This window comes from Chitinophagaceae bacterium, assembly GCA_016713085.1.
Taxonomy (GTDB): Bacteria; Bacteroidota; Bacteroidia; order Chitinophagales; family Chitinophagaceae; genus Lacibacter.
The window spans coordinates 642,622-657,566 of record JADJPV010000002.1; the positions used below are offsets into that span (position 1 = coordinate 642,622).

General features: G+C 39.1%; 13 protein-coding genes and 1 tRNA gene. 6 read left to right on the plus strand and 8 right to left on the minus strand.

The genetic code is table 11. The features are described 5' to 3' along the window. Nucleotides 1-57: 57 nt before the first annotated feature. The 5 genes from IPK31_15580 to IPK31_15600 form a co-directional block, all read right to left on the minus strand. Entirely contained in the window at nt 58-1,569 is a 1,512-nt protein-coding gene (locus IPK31_15580; GenBank protein ID MBK8089238.1) for an NAD(P)H-hydrate dehydratase, read from the minus strand. Between the two features lie 80 nt (nt 1,570-1,649). Beyond that, a complete protein-coding gene (locus tag IPK31_15585) occupies nt 1,650-2,108 on the minus strand; it encodes a hypothetical protein (GenBank protein MBK8089239.1) in 459 nt (152 codons plus the stop codon). A 189-nt stretch (nt 2,109-2,297) separates the two neighbouring features. After that, nucleotides 2,298-4,241: an LPS export ABC transporter periplasmic protein LptC gene (gene lptC / locus IPK31_15590; protein ID MBK8089240.1), complete on the minus strand. Its 1,944-nt coding sequence runs from the start codon at nt 4,239-4,241 to the stop codon at nt 2,298-2,300. A 5-nt stretch (nt 4,242-4,246) separates the two neighbouring features. Next, complete coding sequence (locus tag IPK31_15595; GenBank protein MBK8089241.1) at nt 4,247-5,236, minus strand: MCE family protein; 990 nt, start codon at nt 5,234-5,236, stop codon at nt 4,247-4,249. Nucleotides 5,237-5,357: 121 nt separating this feature from the next. Continuing rightward, nucleotides 5,358-6,329, minus strand: coding sequence for an N-acetylmuramoyl-L-alanine amidase (locus IPK31_15600; GenBank protein MBK8089242.1), 972 nt, complete (start codon nt 6,327-6,329; stop codon nt 5,358-5,360). Between the two features lie 85 nt (nt 6,330-6,414). Between IPK31_15600 and IPK31_15605 the strand changes: the two genes are divergently transcribed. Next, nucleotides 6,415-8,481 (plus strand): LPS-assembly protein LptD, encoded by a 2,067-nt coding sequence (locus IPK31_15605; GenBank protein MBK8089243.1) that lies wholly within the window; start codon nt 6,415-6,417, stop codon nt 8,479-8,481. Nucleotides 8,482-8,495: 14 nt separating this feature from the next. Continuing rightward, nucleotides 8,496-9,209 carry a hypothetical protein gene (locus tag IPK31_15610; GenBank protein MBK8089244.1) on the plus strand — a complete coding sequence of 238 codons (714 nt, stop codon included), beginning with the start codon at nt 8,496-8,498 and terminating at the stop codon, nt 9,207-9,209. A gap of 41 nt (nt 9,210-9,250) precedes the next feature. Here IPK31_15610 and IPK31_15615 read toward each other — a convergent pair whose 3' ends face one another. Together IPK31_15615 and ung are read right to left on the minus strand one after the other, a co-directional pair. After that, nucleotides 9,251-9,967, minus strand: a complete 717-nt coding sequence (locus tag IPK31_15615) for a 1-acyl-sn-glycerol-3-phosphate acyltransferase (GenBank protein MBK8089245.1) — start codon at nt 9,965-9,967, stop codon at nt 9,251-9,253. Then, entirely contained in the window at nt 9,964-10,641 is a 678-nt protein-coding gene (ung, locus tag IPK31_15620) for a uracil-DNA glycosylase (protein MBK8089246.1), read from the minus strand. The genes IPK31_15615 and ung overlap by 4 nt, the downstream gene beginning before the upstream one ends. Before the next feature lie 311 nt (nt 10,642-10,952). On the opposite strand from ung, the gene IPK31_15625 reads away from it, so the two are divergent. From IPK31_15625 to IPK31_15640, 4 genes are all read left to right on the plus strand, one after another. Further along, a tRNA-Arg gene (locus tag IPK31_15625) sits at nt 10,953-11,026 on the plus strand. A 36-nt stretch (nt 11,027-11,062) separates the two neighbouring features. Then, complete coding sequence (locus tag IPK31_15630) at nt 11,063-11,311, plus strand: GIY-YIG nuclease family protein (protein MBK8089247.1); 249 nt, start codon at nt 11,063-11,065, stop codon at nt 11,309-11,311. A gap of 458 nt (nt 11,312-11,769) precedes the next feature. Then, a complete protein-coding gene (locus IPK31_15635) occupies nt 11,770-12,186 on the plus strand; it encodes a hypothetical protein (protein ID MBK8089248.1) in 417 nt (138 codons plus the stop codon). A gap of 283 nt (nt 12,187-12,469) precedes the next feature. Beyond that, a complete protein-coding gene (locus tag IPK31_15640; protein ID MBK8089249.1) occupies nt 12,470-12,847 on the plus strand; it encodes a hypothetical protein in 378 nt (125 codons plus the stop codon). A gap of 103 nt (nt 12,848-12,950) precedes the next feature. Here the strand turns inward: IPK31_15640 and IPK31_15645 are convergent, their stop codons facing one another. Continuing rightward, nucleotides 12,951-14,939, minus strand: coding sequence for an ABC-F family ATP-binding cassette domain-containing protein (locus IPK31_15645; GenBank protein MBK8089250.1), 1,989 nt, complete (start codon nt 14,937-14,939; stop codon nt 12,951-12,953). Nucleotides 14,940-14,945 lie beyond the last annotated feature (6 nt).

Sequence of the window (14,945 nt, forward strand, 5' to 3'; positions counted from 1 at the left end):
TAACAGGGAAAACATACAAACAACAGGAATGCTTTTCATTTGCTGTTGCTGCATTGATCAGTTTGTTTGGGAAATTTGAAGGAAAGCTTTTCCCAGATGTTTACTGATATCACCTGCAATCATAGCTTCCTGCGATAAATGAGCTGCTGCAATATCTCCTGCCAATCCATGCAGGTAAACGCCCAGCAGAGCTGCTTCTTCGGCTGAGTAACCCTGTGCCAGCAAGCCGGTTAGAATTCCTGTGAGCACATCACCACTTCCGGCAGTTGCCATTCCAGAATTGCCGGTGCTGTTAAACCATGCATTACCGTTAGCACAGCCAATGAATGTATGATGACCTTTTAAAATAATAACGCAATTCAGTTCTTCAGCTTTTTTCATTGCTAACTCTTTCCGTTCAAAGTCATTGGCAGTTGTTCCAAACAGGCGTTCAAATTCTTTTGGATGGGGGGTGAGGATACAATCTTCATGCAGATGAGTTGCCAGGTTTTTTTTGATGGATAATAAATTCAATGCATCTGCATCAATGACCATTGGCTGATGAGTTTTATGTAAGAGCTGCATCAGCAGATCTGCAGTTGTTTCATGCAGTCCAATGCCGGGCCCAATGCCAATAGCCGCATAACGAATTAAATCTTTTGGTAAGGATGTTATAATATGCAGTTCAGTATCGGCATCAACCATTGCTTCAGGAACAGACGTTTGTAAAATTTCAACTCCGCAGGATGGTGCATGCACTGTAACCAATCCAACACCGCTGCGTAAACAAGCTTCTGCACTTAAAACAGCAGCACCTATTTTTCCAAAGCTTCCGGCAACAAGCAATGCATGTCCAAAATGTCCCTTATGTGAAAATGCTTTTCGTTTATGATAAATTTGCTGGATGATTTCCTGGTCAATAAGTTGTGCAGCAGCAATTGTATTCTTATAATAATCCGGATGCAAACCAATGTTGAGTAAATGCACTTCACCACAGGCTTCTTCATTTTCAGGCATCAGAAAACATTCTTTATATACCTGAAAGCACAGTGTATACTGTGCATGTATAACCGTAGCATCTTTACAACTTTTATCAGTGATCATCCCGGTAGGAATATCGATTGAAATAACGGTGGCGGGTGAGTGATTGATATGATTGATCAGATCAGCGGTAATTCCATCAGGCGCTTTATTAAGGCCGGTACCAAACATGGCATCAATCACTGTATCATCTGCTGTTAATAACGGAAATGCTTCTGCTGTTTGCAGGAAATGAATTGATGTTGTTACCTGGTGCAGGCGGTGTAAGTTAACCTGGAAATCATCTGTGCCTTTATGACCAAATTCAAGAATGTAAACACTCACTTTACATCCTTTTTGTATTAATAATCTTGCAATTGCCAATCCATCTCCTCCGTTGTTTCCTTTGCCGCAAAAGATATGCAGCGGCTGTTTGGCATGATGATTATGAATAAGCCATTCGGTACATTTTAAAGCGGCTCTTTCCATTAAATCAACAGAAAGCACGGGTTCCTGTTCAATGGTATAAGCATCCCATGCCCGGATCTGACTGGCTGAAAAAATCTTCATATAATAAAGTTAACTCAACAATGATGAAAAAAAAAGGCCTGATAAAAAATCAGACCTTTCGAGACCAAAGAGAACCACAATTATTTTTTAAGAAATGAAAAGCGAACTGATACTGCAACAGTTGATGCCCTGAAACGAACTGCGTTGATAACTGTTAACTCAGGTTTCCAGTCAATGGATAAATTAATTGGTACTTCTGAAAACTGGTAGTCTACACCGGCAATGCCTGTGATACCAAGATTATCGACACCTTTAAACCCAACAAATGCACCGCCTCCATAATACCAGGAAAGATTCTGAATGGCAGGAATGGGATTGAAGATTTCATACAGCACAGCTGCTGAAGCAGGATTTTGCAGATTGAGAATTCCTTCAACAGCTTTGTTGCCATTAAAATGATAACGGTATGTAAAGCCTGTTGCAACAACCTGGTCGGCACTTCCTAAACGTACACCCAACTGATGCGTATATTGTGCATCTGCTTTACTGCAAAAAATAAAAACGGATAGAATAGATATGAATGTAAGTTTCTGCATCATAGTTTATAAGTTGTCTTTAATCCTTCGAAAATGATGCCAATGCTTTTTAGTTTTTTCTTTTGTGAAAATTTTAAAACAGGCAAAGAACAGGACTGTAAATGACAGACGCAACTATAACGGCAGAAGGGCTTCTGAGCTGTGTGAAAGAATCCTTAAAGTAAAAAGAAGAAAAGGAAAGAATGCTGTTTGTCAGAGAAACAACTCCAGTTTATTTTTTGGCCGTTTGTTTTCCAACCATTGAAAGGAAGGTAATTTTTTTGATCTTCCGGTAACTGGCGGATAGGGTACATTGTCCCCTTTGGTTGTCGGGTAAATTTTACTTTTTTGCCGTCCTTTTTCAAAGTACATATCAATCATATCTGCAGCGGTGCGGTTCATGGCAACAAAAGCACTGTCATTATCCTGCACATAATAAATCGTTTCTGCTGTCCCTTTGGCTCTTACATAATCCAGTTCGCCATCAGTAAAATATCCATTAATGGTACGTCCCCTGATCTGGTTAAAGAAGCCTGCACTTTCTTTTACATTCTGGATCATCAATCCATTTTCAAACACATATAAACGCTTCGGCTTTTTATTTTCCAAGTACACATAAATAGTGTCGCCGGTTATCTGGCTTCCTTTACTCCATGCAATCGGGTCATAATATAATTCAAACACACTGTCTACACCCGAATAAAACATACTGTCGGCCACTGCCTGTAACGAATCATTAAAAATGCGAACATGCCTGAAGGCAGTAATAAACCGCATGGTATCTGTTTCTTCTTTGGGTCGTATTTTCTTTATGATTACTGAATCTGTTGCAGCAATCGCAATGCTGTCTTTTTTTAGAACAGGAACAGGATCTTTTTGAAGAACAGGCCGCTGCCTGTTTTTTATCAGAGGTTTTGTAATGGCAATGCTATCCTGTTTCGCCAGGTTTGAATCTTTAACAATAACAGGCGGCACAACCGGAGTAATAGCGATTGTATCTTTTTGAACAATCGCAATAGTATCTTGCTGAGCAATAGCTATGGTGTCTTTTATTACTACTGCATTTGAATCTTTCAGTATTAGAGCAACTGTATCCTTCGTGGCCAGTAAGGAATCAACTTTTATTATGTTCACTCCTTTTACTGTATCAAATGCTTTGATATAGCCGCCTTTCATTAATGCTAAATCTTTTACAAGACCTGAGTAAATTGTATCTGCAGCTATATAAATAGAATCTTTTTCCTGCACCACAACCATTACCGGTTTTTCTGTTGCAAGGAAATTCTTTGTCTGTTTATTAAAGAATACACGGTTACTGAAAAGCATAAATCCCTGTGCAGTATCCCTGTATTGAACATTCCCTTTTGCTTCGCCAAAACCTGTTTTATCATCAAAGGCAAAGTCATCTGAAATCATGTAGGAAGTACTGTCCTGCATAATGGAGCGGCTGCCGAATTTTGCTTTCTTCAGTTTCAGATCATAGTAGCCATCCTTTGTATTAATGATTGATTTTCCTGTTTTTATTGTTGTAGGGGCAATAAAGGTTGCCACTTGGCTGGTGGTGTTATATAATAAGGAGTCGCTTGCCAGCGCCACTTCAGGGTCACTCATTTTTACATTGCCAATAAAGTACACATCTTTAATATCAGCATAATAAAATCCTTCTCTGCTGGTAAGAGTAGTCTGTTTACTTTCTATTCTTCCACCATTCCTGTAAGTACCCACTTTGCCATTCATATCATAATCCATATCCTCCGTGTATAAGATACTGTTGCCATCACTGAGTTTTACTTTGTCTTTAAATGTGGCAAGTTTCTTTGTTCCGTCGTATTGCAGGTATTGGGAGTATATATTGGTAGAGTCCGCATCTTTGATATGCACATTGCCATAGGCCTGCATAAAGTTGGTCTTTTCATTATACACCACACTGTCGGCAGTAAAGATGGTGATGCCCTGCCTGATCCTTACATTTCCTTTTAAAATTTGAAGTTGCGTAGCAGAGTCAACTGTTTTGAAGAAGAACTGATCTGCATTTAATATTTCAACCACTCTCACTGTATCACTTGTTTGTGAGGGACGGGGAGGAGGCGATTTCGTTTGTGCATGAACGGCACTGAAACAAACAACCAACAAACACAACAGGCCAATGCGTTGCACGTAATTTATTTTTGATTGTTAATGCTATCGGCCAAAGGAGCTTTCAGCGGTTCTGTTTTATCTTTTTTTCCGAAGATGGAGAGACTTACATAACGTTTGGGATGAAGTTTCAGATCATCAACCAGAATATTCAAACTCCTGCTTGTATTCTGAAGATTGTTATACAGTTTTGGATCGTTGATCAGTAATCCAAGTGATCCTTCTCCTTTATTTGCTTTCTGTAAAATACCCTGCAGTTGTGTGATGGTATTATTGAGATTTGCAACAGTTTCTTTTATTTCAACTTCAGATAGTTTTTGAGAAGTGTTTTTCAGGTTCTCAATGGTTGTGTTCAGCTTTTCGTTGTTGCCATTAAGATTGGTGGTAAAGGTTTCAACATTGTTTAATGTTTTTGCCAACGCCCCATTTTTGCTGTTCAGCATAACCGTCAAATTATCGGATGATGTTTTTAAATTGGCAATAACAGCTTTCAGGTTTGCTTTTGTATGTTCGTCAAAAACACTGTTGAGGTTACTCAATACTTGTTTCAGTGAATCGATTGCCTGTTTTACATTCGCCATTACGGGGTCAACGCTGGTCATTACTTTGGAAAGTATATCAGGGTTGCTGCTGCTCTGAAGGGTATCGCCAAAGGAAATAAAACTGGTTGCATTTCCGGGAAGTACGCTGATTGAAGCACTTCCTGTAAGACTGCTGTTGATTATTGCAACTGAATTCTTAGGGATGTTGATGTCTTCAGTCATGTTAATGGTCACAATTACTTCGCTCACATCCTTGTCCATGTTGTCGATCTTATACACATTGCCGATTCGGAATCCTTTAATCTTTACCATATTTGAAATTTCCAGCGCACCAACGTCGGTGAAGCGGGCATAAATCACATTTGATTTTTTAAGGAGACTTTTTCCTTTCAGGAAATTATATCCCAGCACCAGTAAGGTAACGGCAATAACGGTTAAGGCGCCTACTTTGGTTTCGTTTGAAACTTTCATCATTTGTTAATGAGTTTTTCACTGAAACCTGTGAATGGATGGTTCAGTACAGATCAAAAATAAGAAATGTTTGCCCGCTGCAAAGAAGATAGATAGAAACTCACGTTAAAATCTCTTTCAACGATTACTTTTTACCGTTATTGGTATTTTGAACAGTTGGTGTTTTTTCCACCAGGTCTTTGTATCGTTTAATGGCTCGTGTAATACCTTCTGCCATTGTTTGCTGACCGTTGGGGCTCATTAAAAACTCTTCCTCCGGCCGATAGGAGAGAAAGCCCAACTCTATTAATATACTGGGCATGGCTGTTGCCTGCAATACCCAAATACCTTTCTGACGTTGTTTTACTCCGCGGCTGAAACGGCCAATGTTTACAAATTCCTCTTCTGCAATAGAGGCCAGTTTAACGCTGCTTGAAAAGAATTGCTTGGTCCACAGGGCCACACGCTGTTTCACAATGGGGTCATTAATATCTGTTACAAGTGTGCTGTCATCTGTTTCATTCTGGAATACATCACCGTTTTCCATAATGATTTCTTCTTTATCATCTGTTTTATGTGCTGCAAACACATAAGTTTCGGTACCATTGGCTGGGTTGGGATGATAAAAGGTTTTATAAACAGGAACTGTTCTTGTTTTTTTGATCTTCTTTTTCTTTTTTCCCTTACCGGTATATACATAGTAGGTTTCTTTACGGGAGCCTTCACGCCTTACTTCTCTCAGTTTAGGAGCGAAATTGCAATGAATGGAAACAAACAGATCGCCTTTGTTATTGTTAGCAAATTCTGCCCTTGCCCTGTTTTCTACAAAATGGGGTGTGGGGCGTGATTCAAGCACCTTCACATCAGGCATTTCTTTTTGAATTTCTTCCACCACTTTTTTGGCTACCGCATAGGTTACTTCATCTTCAGATGTTTCAGTTCCAAAGGCTCCATGCCTGCAGCCATTTTCACATCTGAAGCCGTGGCCTGCATCTACAATGATTGTTTTTATTTTTGAAACCTTCAGAGTTGAGGGTTCTGTTTTAACAACGAATGATAAAATAACAAGGCTGATCATTACAAGTGATGCAAGCCCGGGTAACCAATTTTTGTTCATGCCGGAATTTCTTTGGGTTTAGTGGTTTACTCTAACATTCACAGTTCGTTAATGCAATTGTGGTTATTTTTGCCGCTACTGCATCATGAACTATCGTTGTAAAGTTAATTATAAATCTGTATTGATTGCTGCCCTGGCTGCAATCCTGCTCTATGGCATAACGTTGCAGGGGCATGCTGCATTTCAAAACCATTCCTCTTTTTTTGGTGCTTTAACATTTTTACAGACTGATACGGTGCCTTCTCCTGCAAAAAAGAAACCTGTTGAGAGGAAGCCTCTTATTCAACCCGACAGGGATTCAGCGGCAGCAAAAAATATGTTAAATGATACAATTCCGGTTCAAAAGGATTCAGTCAGTACAGATTCATTGCAGATAAATGATTCAACTGTACAGAAGAGTGATACATTCAACCTGAAAATTTCAAAAGATTCCATTGATGCTCCTGTTGATTTTGAAGCAGAAGATTCCATGGTGATTGATATACCCGGACAGAAAATATATCTCTATAACAAAGCTTCTGTAAAGTTTAAAGATGTAAGCCTTGATGCAGCTATCATTGAATTAAATCAGCCAACACAGATACTTACGGCCTACTCAGTAAGAGATTCGGCTAACCTTCCTGTAGGGGTTCCTGCATTTAAACAGGGAGAAAGTGCATTTACATCTGATACCATCCGTTATAATTTTAAAACGCAGAGAGGTTTAACAATCGGCACCTATACACAGGAAGGGGAGATGTATATCTATGGAGAGAAAGTAAAGAGAATCAGCCCCACCGTTTTTTTTGCAGAGAAAGCAAGATTTACATCCTGTAATTATGATACCCCCCATTTTGCATTCAAGGCTAATAAGGTAAAATTTATCAGCAACAATATGGCGGTTACAGGTTTAATCCGTCCTGAGTTTGAAGGTATTCCCATTCCAGTTGGTTTACCGTTTGGTTTGTTTCCAATGAAACAGGGCAGGCGTACCGGAATATTAACACCTTCTCCGGTGGCCAATATTCAATTGGGTTTTGGACTGGAGGGATTGGGTTATTATAAAACCTTTGGCGATTACTGGGATGCAACCATCCGCACCAATATTTATTCGTACGGCTCGTATAATATTTTTCTTTCACCTACTTACCGGAAGCGGTACAGGTACCAGGGAGGTTTTAACCTGAGTTATATGAACAATAAGATTGGCTTTAAAGGTGACCCTGACTATCAGCCACCAAGCCGCAACTTTTCTGTTCAATGGAATCACAGTGTTGATGGTAAAGCAAGACCGGGGCAAACATTCAGTGCCAGTGTAAACGTTGCCACCAGTTTGTTTAATAAATTTTTCCCTTCCAATGCACAGCAGAATTTTAATAATAACCTGAGTTCTTCTATTGCTTACCAGCGAACATGGGCAGGCAAGCCGTTTAATTTAACGATGAGTGCCAATCATACGCAAAACACATTAACAAGATTGTTTAATGTAAACCTGCCTGATGTTGGCTTTACGGTAAATACATTGTATCCTTTTCAGAAAAAGGAATTTGTTGGTACTCCTAAATGGTATGAGAAATTAGGGGTTTCCTATAATGGAAGTTTCCGTAACCAGTTTTCGTTTTACGACAGTGCCTTCAGTTTAAAACAACTCATTGATACATTCGACTGGAGTGCAAGACACAGCATTCCAATTCAGTTATCATTGCCACCAATGGGACCTTTGCAGATTGGTCCTGCCATCAGTTTTGATGAAACATGGCATTCACGCACATTCATCCGTAAATGGAATCCCGCAACAAAAACTGCAGAAACGGTTGGACAAAAAGGATTTTATCCTGAGAGGCAAATCAGTTTTGGATTAAACTTCAGTACGGCATTATTCGGGACTATGAACTTTAAGAAGAAAGGAAATGTGCAGGCATTGCGGCATGTGATCAGACCATCCATTGGTTTAAGTTATAAACCCGATATCAATAAAAATAAATGGTACAGGGCACAGGTTGATTCAACAGGAAGGGAGATGTGGTTTGACAAGTTCAATGGTTATCCAGTAGCGAATATTCCGGAAGGAAGATCGGGGTTTGTGAGCTTTTCGATTGATAATAATCTGGAAATGAAAATGAAGGACAAAAAAGACACTACCGGTGAAAATGAATCAAAAAAGTACGGCTGATTGATGGCTTTGGTATGAGCGCAGGTTATAATTTATTAGCTGATTCGTTTGCTATGAGTGACTTCAATTTTTACCTGCGCAGTAATCTGTTTGAAAAAATCAGTTTAACAGCAGGAGCAAATATCACACCTTATCAGCTTGATCCGAAGACCGGCTTCAGGATTAATAAGTATGCATGGCAGGGTGGGGATAAATTTTCATTGGGACATTTTACCAGTGGCTTTCTTTCTTTAAATACTCAATTCAAGAGTAAGCCAAAAGATGAGAAGAAGCAGAAAGAAAAGGAACAGTATCAGAAAGATCAGCGCAATGATTATGATGATGCAAGCAGGGAGATGGGGGTTATTCAACGCAACCCGGATGAGTTTGCCGATTTTAATATTCCCTGGAGTATTAATCTTTCATACTCTTTGCAATTAAACAGGCAACTAAAACTTGATTATTCGGGTTTTGAAACCAAGTTAACACAGTCAGTAAATTTTAATGGTGATTTTAATCTCACTGAAAAATGGAAAGTGCAGGCAAGCGGAAATTTTGATATTCAGACGATGAAGATCCAATACCTTACTACTTCCATTTCAAGAGATCTGCATTGCTGGCAATTATCTATCAATGTAACTCCAATTGGGTATTACCGTTCGTTTAGTGTGTCCATCAGTCCAAAATCAGGTATGCTTCGTGATCTTCGGATTAACCGGTCAAGATCTTTCTATACTTACCCGCAGTAAGAAATTATACTTTGTTTTCTTCAATATACTTCCACATCAAATCAAAAAACCTGTTGACGTAATTGTTTTGTATCAGCAATACTCAAATGAGCTGTTTCAACAGGTGCTAAAAAATGCATTTCAATTTTTGAGGGCCAGAAGAAAAACGTTTTATTCACCGGTAATACTTTTCTTGTATTGAATAACACAGCAGGGATAATTGCTTTTTTTGTTTCAATGGCCAGGCGAAAGGCACCATCTTTAAATTCTTTTAAGGGAAGATCGGTTTTGTTACGTGTGCCTTCGGGATAAATGCACATATGCAATCCCATTTCCAGTACACGCTTCATGTAGGTGTAACTCTTCAGTCTGCTTTCTTCACTTTTTCTGTCAACCAGTACACTTCCTCTTTTGTAAATCAAACCAAAGAGCGGAATCCTTGCCATTTCAATTTTTGCAATGGTTTTGTTTCCTTTTGGTCCTGGCATACCTGGTGACATTACGGGAACATCCATGAAAGAATTATGATTACAAACTACCACATAATTCTCTCCCTTCTTAAATTTCTCTCTTCCTTTTATTTTTAACCGAATACCGGCTAAGGGCAACCATGTGCCAATCCATATTCTTGAAAGCTGAATAAACCAATGTGTACGTTTCGGTTCTTTTAATAAACCCATCGCCCATGTTGGCAATAATATGAGCAACATGGTAATGACAAATAACAGCATTGCCCAAACGGCAAATATTCTTCCCAGTATATTTTTGATCAGATTCATGGTAGTTTCCAGTCAATTGGTTCAAGGCCCTGTTTCAATAACAGTTCATTGGTTTTTGAAAAATGTTTACAGCCATAGAAACCTTTTTCAACACTGAAAGGCGAGGGGTGGGCTGCTTTTAATACATGATGTTTGGTTTCATCTATCAGGCTTTGTTTTTCCTGTGCAAATTTTCCCCACAATAAAAAAACAACACCCTTTTTATCGTCGGATATTTTCCTGATGACAGCATTGGTAAATTCTTCCCAGCCAATTTTTGAATGACTGGCCGGTTCATTTGCTCTTACAGTTAAGAATGCATTCAGTAATAGTACGCCCTGCTGCGCCCATTTGGTCAGGTTTCCATAACGGGCAGGCATACCCGTACCAAGATCACTTTCAATTTCTTTGTAAACATTAATAAGAGAGGGTGGTGGCTGAATGCCGTCCTGTACAGAAAAACAAAGTCCATGTGCCTGGCCGGGTCCATGGTAAGGGTCCTGGCCAATGATTACCACTTTTACTTTATCAAAAGGAGTTTGCGTAAAGGCATTAAAGATGAGTGGCCCGGGCGGAAAGATGGTTTTGCCCTGGATTCTTTCTGTTTTCAGAAATGCAACGATCTGCTGAAAATAGGATTTGGTGAATTCCTGTTTCAGTTCCTGCTTCCAGCTTTCTTCAATCTGAACGTCCATGAACAATGGTTTGGATGCAATGGTACTAAAAATTATCTTTGCACACTCTTCTCAAAAAAACTGGACCGGTAGCTCAGTTGGATAGAGCATCCCGATTTAAGATCGGGAGGGTCATTGAAGGAAAGACTACTGAATAAAAACAACTGGACCGATAGCTCAGTTGGATAGAACATCCCGATTTAAGATCGGGAGGGTCATTGAAGGAAAGACTACTGAATAAAACCAACTGGACCGGTAGCTCAGTTGGATAGAGCATCCCGATTTAAGATCGGGAGGGTCATTGAAGGAAAGACTACTGAATAAAAACAACTGGACCGGTAGCTCAGTTGGATAGAGCATCAGCCTTCTAAGCTGAGGGTCATTGGTTCGAATCCAATCCGGTTCACAAAAAGCAAATCCCGTTAAACAACGGGATTTTTTTATGGAGGCATATTGCTACATATTATTTAGTGTAAAGCTGAACAAGTATTATGTCGGGTCAACACCAGATTTAGAAAGGCGTTTATCTGAACACAACCGGGGGAAAGAGAAATTTACAAAAACTGGTATCCCTTGGGTTTTAGTTTATAAGGAAATGTATAACAATCTTGCCGAATCAAGGAAAAGGGAGATTGAGATCAAAAAAAAGAAAAGCAGAAAATATATTGAACAATTAATAGGAGCTGCATAAATCATCAAGCGTTACGGTTGATTTTCAGCTTTCATATTAAATATTCTGTTTCCTGAAACAGAATATTTGTTTTTTTGAAGAATAACACTATTTTTACGAAAGATTGAATCCGACCACTACAGCTACCCTTAGTACGAGTCCCTCTCAATCGAGTATAAAATCCTCGTTCTTATTTTAATCAGTACCAATCATCCTTACTAAAATCAGCTTTTTTTCCATTCCTTTTTCGAATGATTTAATAATTGGTATTGAACATGAAAACTGTTGTCAATCAGGTACTTTATGTATTGAGGTTTCGGCTTATGCTGCAAAAAGAAACTGACTATTCTTTTGCCTTATCTCCTTATTCCCGTCAACATGGTTTTTCTGCTTCTGCAATTATTAACGCATTCCAGTTAGTATGTGTAATGAGTTGGGCAATATTGCTTTTATATATCAGCAGATAAACATCGGTTACCATGAAACAAACAATTTTAATTTTCTTTTTACTTCTCAGCAGCGGCTTATCGTATGGCCAGATTTATTTCCAGGGGGGAGTAGGTCTGGCGAAACAGGCAAATTTTGGAGGAGATATGTCAGTTGGATATACTCTCAAGAACACAACCATCAGTACAGGTTACTTTGCAATTTTCAACCCGGAACAACCGGTTTTTTTCAGCTTAAAGGCTGGACAAAGACTTACGGATGCTATTCATTTGTATGGAGGAGTTGTGAGAGTTCAGAGATCGTCCGTGCATAAAGAATTAAACACACATTCCTGGATTGCAGGCATTGAATACAATACCAAGAGTTTTCAGAAGGGGAGGTTTTACTATTCGGCTAATTATATTCCTTCTTACTTTTTTGTTTGTATGGGAATGAAGTTTAATTATTAACCGGCATACAAATAATCTTTTTAAGCGCAAAAGCATGCTGAGTAAGGGTTTACAATAAGTTCATCATCATCAATGAAGAAAGAATGAAAAAAACTTTGGCAAAAGCTTGGTTAGATGAAAAAAGACAGTATTTTTACGGTCAGAATTGATACCGGCCCTGAAACTATCCAACTATTACCCCGTTTTCAATTTCCATCAGTTATCCTGATAATCCGTTCCAAATCCTTTTTTGAACCAAATTGATTCCAATCCTATAATAATTGTTTTATCAATTTGTGTATATATGAAAACGAAACTTGTACCCGTACTGTGCACCTTATTCATCCTTCTGTTTATCAACACAGGATTTGCTTTTAATTTTCCAGTTACTTCTGCCGAGTGGCCCAAAGTATATGATGTTCAGTTTGGACAGAAGGGTTCTTTTGTAATGCTTGAGTGGAAGGCTCAAAGTGAGCCAAAAGAAATTTATTATGAAATTGAAAGCAGCACCGATAACATTACATACAAATCAGCAGCTGTTATCCTGGGAGGCTTTTCTGCAGACAATTCTTTTACATATTCTTATAAAGTAAAGCAAACACCCGGAGTAAAATCTTACTACCGTATTAAACAAATCAATAATGATGGTTCATTCCGTATTGTGAGTGAACAGTCACTGTAAATATATTCAACGCACTGTTGGTTCTCTTATAGGTAAATACGCCGTCCTTATTCTTAGGGATGGCTTTTTTTGCTTGAAGCTTACAGCTAATGGCTAATAGCTTTTATCCTGTCATCTTACTTTCCAGCTCCATTACTTTTTCAAACACCTGCTCATATTCTTTGTTGAATTGTGCAAGGTCGCTGGCAAGTTTTTGATAACCCGCTTCAGTCTGCACAAATTTATTTTTATCAGAATAGGTATCTGGCTCCGACAGTTGTTGCTCCAGTTTGTCTTTTTGTTGCGTAGTTGCGGTAATCTTTTCTTCCAGCTGCTGCAAAATGCGTTGCTGCTTCTGCAATTCTTTCTTTGCTTCTTTATTGATGACCTGTTTCGTATCGTTATGTGCCGGTTGTTGAACACTCACCGGCTTTTGCTCAACTGTTTTTTTAATCTCAACTTTCTTTTCACTAATGGCTAATGACTCTTTACTATCGGCTTGTTGTTTTTTTGCCATTCGTTCTTTCCACTCTAAATATTCAGTATAAGTGCCTTTAAATTCTTTAATTTCTTCATCCACAATTTCCCAGATCTTATTGGCTGTTTGTGCAACAAAGAAACGATCGTGACTTACAAGAATGATACTACCCTGGTATTTATTCAATGCTTCAATCAATAACTCAACTGAGTGCATATCAAGATGGTTCGTCGGTTCATCGAGCAACAGGAAGTTGGCTTTACTGATAATGGTTTTTGCCAGGGCAATTCTGGCTTTTTCACCGCCGCTTAATACTTTGATCTTCTTCTCCACATCATCACCGCTGAATAAAAAACATCCCAGCAGGGTTCTTAATTCCTGGTCGGTTTTTTTGCTGCCGCAGTTTTTCATTTCATCAATCAATGTAAGATTGAGGTCTAATGCTTCTAATTGATGCTGGGCGTAAAAACTTTCTTCAACATTATGTCCCCATTTGCGTTCGCCTTCAAATTTTTCTGCACCGGCAATGATCCGCAACAGGGTAGACTTACCCTTTCCGTTGGCGCCAATCAATGCTATCTTATCACCACGTTCTATTTCAGCACTGCTGTTGGTTACAATTTTTGTTTCACCAAAATGTTTGGTTACATGCTTCAATTCACACAACACTTTGCCCGGTGTTTTATCAATGGAAAAGTTGATGCGGATACTTGGACGGTCATTACTGGGCGCTTCAATTACATCCAGCTTTTCTAATTTTTTAATAGCAGTTTGTGCAGCAGCGGCTTTACTTGCTTTTGCCCGGAAGCGTTCAATAAAACGTTCCTGCTGACGGATAAAATCCTGTTGATTTTCAAATGCTTTTTGCTGCAGATCCATACGCAGCTCTTTTTCTTTCTGGTAGTAAGAATAATTACCACCGTAAATATGAAGACCCTGCTGAAACACTTCTACAATCTTTGTTACCATACGGTCAAGAAACCAGCGATCATGCGATACAATGATTACCGAACCCTGGTAATGCAACAGGTATTTTTCCAGCCATTCAATACTCGGCAAATCAAGATGGTTTGTCGGTTCATCAAGTAATAACAAATCAGGCTGCTGCAGGATCATTTTTGCCAGCAATACACGCATACGCCATCCACCACTGAATTCCTTATAAGGGCGTTGAAGATCTTTGTTGGCAAAACCGAGTCCCTGTAAAATTTCTTCTGTTTTGTGATGGATATTGTAGCCATCCAGCGTATCCATTTCATGCAGCTTATCGGAGTAGAGGTGAAGCAATGCTTCATCTTCATGATTTTTCTCCAACTGTATTCCGAGTTCTTCTATTTCTTTTTCCAGCAGCAGCACATTTTCAAAAGCACCCAATGCAACCTGTAAAATAGATTCACTGGTATCAAAACTCAACAGATCCTGGTGCAGGTAACCGATACTGGTGTTCCGGCCACGGATCACTTCGCCCTTCGAAGGCAGGAATTCGCCTACCAGTAATTTCAGCAGGGTAGATTTACCCGTACCGTTAAAACCAATAAGGCCAATCCGTTCATTGGGTTGAATATGCCAGGTGGCATCTTCCACAATTGCTCTTGCTCCAAATTCAAAGGTCAAATTCTGAAAACCTGCTAACATATTTTT

What these genes read in the sequence shown, in the direction of transcription:
- IPK31_15580 (MBK8089238.1), bottom strand. Translation starts at nt 1,569, where the DNA reads ATGAAGATTTTTTCAGCCAGTCAGATCCGGGCATGGGATGCTTATACC.
- IPK31_15645 (MBK8089250.1), bottom strand. Translation starts at nt 14,939, where the DNA reads ATGTTAGCAGGTTTTCAGAATTTGACCTTTGAATTTGGAGCAAGAGCA.
- IPK31_15605 (MBK8089243.1), top strand. Translation starts at nt 6,415, where the DNA reads ATGAACTATCGTTGTAAAGTTAATTATAAATCTGTATTGATTGCTGCC.
- IPK31_15615 (MBK8089245.1), bottom strand. Translation starts at nt 9,967, where the DNA reads ATGAATCTGATCAAAAATATACTGGGAAGAATATTTGCCGTTTGGGCA.
- IPK31_15585 (MBK8089239.1), bottom strand. Translation starts at nt 2,108, where the DNA reads ATGATGCAGAAACTTACATTCATATCTATTCTATCCGTTTTTATTTTT.
- IPK31_15600 (MBK8089242.1), bottom strand. Translation starts at nt 6,329, where the DNA reads ATGAACAAAAATTGGTTACCCGGGCTTGCATCACTTGTAATGATCAGC.
- ung (MBK8089246.1), bottom strand. Translation starts at nt 10,641, where the DNA reads ATGGACGTTCAGATTGAAGAAAGCTGGAAGCAGGAACTGAAACAGGAA.
- IPK31_15630 (MBK8089247.1), top strand. Translation starts at nt 11,063, where the DNA reads ATGGAGGCATATTGCTACATATTATTTAGTGTAAAGCTGAACAAGTAT.
- IPK31_15640 (MBK8089249.1), top strand. Translation starts at nt 12,470, where the DNA reads ATGAAAACGAAACTTGTACCCGTACTGTGCACCTTATTCATCCTTCTG.
- IPK31_15595 (MBK8089241.1), bottom strand. Translation starts at nt 5,236, where the DNA reads ATGATGAAAGTTTCAAACGAAACCAAAGTAGGCGCCTTAACCGTTATT.
- IPK31_15610 (MBK8089244.1), top strand. Translation starts at nt 8,496, where the DNA reads ATGAGCGCAGGTTATAATTTATTAGCTGATTCGTTTGCTATGAGTGAC.
- IPK31_15635 (MBK8089248.1), top strand. Translation starts at nt 11,770, where the DNA reads ATGAAACAAACAATTTTAATTTTCTTTTTACTTCTCAGCAGCGGCTTA.